Here is a 1,364-nt window from a genome sequence, read left to right on the forward strand (position 1 = left end):
CCTTTTTCTCAGAACGGAAATAAATCATTCGGAAACGATTCAGATGCGCCTCAGCCGCCTAACGGACAAACCGGCGGTCTCAATGGAGGCGGAGGCACACCTCCCACAGGTGGCAACGGACCTGGAAATGGAGGGCCTGGCGGCGGAGGCGGAAAAAGCGTGAATATGTTCGGCACCGGTGATCCTGGACCGCTTCGTCTCTTCCAATCAGCACTTTCCGGCCAAATCAGCTGGATGCTTCCATTCTCATTGATCGGATTACTGGGCGCAATCATCAGCTGGTACCGTGATCGCCGCGGACATGCTGCTAAAATGAAAGAAACGCTATTCTGGGCGGCTTGGCTTGTTCCCGTGGCTGGTTTCTTCAGCATCGCAGGATTCTTCCACCAGTATTATTTGATTATGCTGGCACCGCCGATTGCCGCCCTTTCTGGTATCGGATGGTATACGATGCACCGCTTATACAAAAATAATAAAGACTGGTCCAGTTATCTTCTGCCGGCAGCCGTTCTGATCACAGCCGCGTTCCAGGTGTATATTCTGAGTGCTTATACAAGTCAAATCGGCAGTGTGTGGATGTATGTCCTGGGACTCGTAGGACTCGGTATCACCCTTGCACTTCTGATGCTTAAACGCAGCCATACGTTCAGTAAGCAGCTGACCATCATCAGCTTGTGCGTTCTGCTTCTCACACCAGTTTACTGGTCAGCAACGCCGCTTCTATACGGTGGCAACAGCGTCCTTCCTGAATCCGGCCCGCAGCTCAAAGGCTCAGCAAACGGCGGGAACATGTTCTCTTCAGAGGTCGACAGCGGGCTCCTGTCCTATCTGAGAAAACACAATACCGGCGAAGAATATTTATTTGCTACTTTGACAACCGTAACAGCTGCGCCATACATCATTTACGAAAATGAATCTGTTATGGCAATGGGCGGATTTAACGGCACGGATCCCATTCTGACTGTGTCGGAACTGAAAAAACTGATCAAAGAAGGCAAAGTGAAATACTTCCTTCTGTCAGAAAACAACTCAGGCAACAGCGAACTTGTTTCCTGGATTAAGAAAAACGGAAAAGAAATAACATCTGACGAGTACAGCGGTTCCTCCAGCAGCACGAACAGCGTGCAGGGAATGCGAGGAGGACCTGGCGGAGAAAGCCAGCAAACTCTTTATCTCGTGGAATAAAAAAAGAGGCTTGGATGAATCCAAGCCTCTTTTCTATTAAGCTTCTTCTTTTACATGTACCTTTAACACAGCCTGCACTTCAGGATGCAGCTTCACAGGCACGTTCGTATATCCTAATGCACGAATGCCGTCCGACAGTTCAAGCTTCCGCTTATCTACTTTAATGTTATGGTCTTTTT

The 1,364-nt window shown here is 49.0% G+C and carries 1 protein-coding gene and 1 pseudogene; one reads left to right on the forward strand and one right to left on the reverse strand.

All coding sequences use genetic code 11. The features are described 5' to 3' along the window. Positions 1-1,185: pseudogene (locus ACWHAR_RS21470) on the forward strand (mannosyltransferase); the annotation flags it as partial. Positions 1,186-1,221: 36 nt separating this feature from the next. Here ACWHAR_RS21470 and ACWHAR_RS21475 read toward each other — a convergent pair. After that, on the reverse strand, positions 1,222-1,364 hold a 143-nt coding region (locus tag ACWHAR_RS21475), incomplete at its 5' end, for a 50S ribosomal L9 C-terminal domain-containing protein (RefSeq protein ID WP_452087768.1).

It is taken from the genome of Bacillus sp. LR--39, from assembly GCF_053613335.1.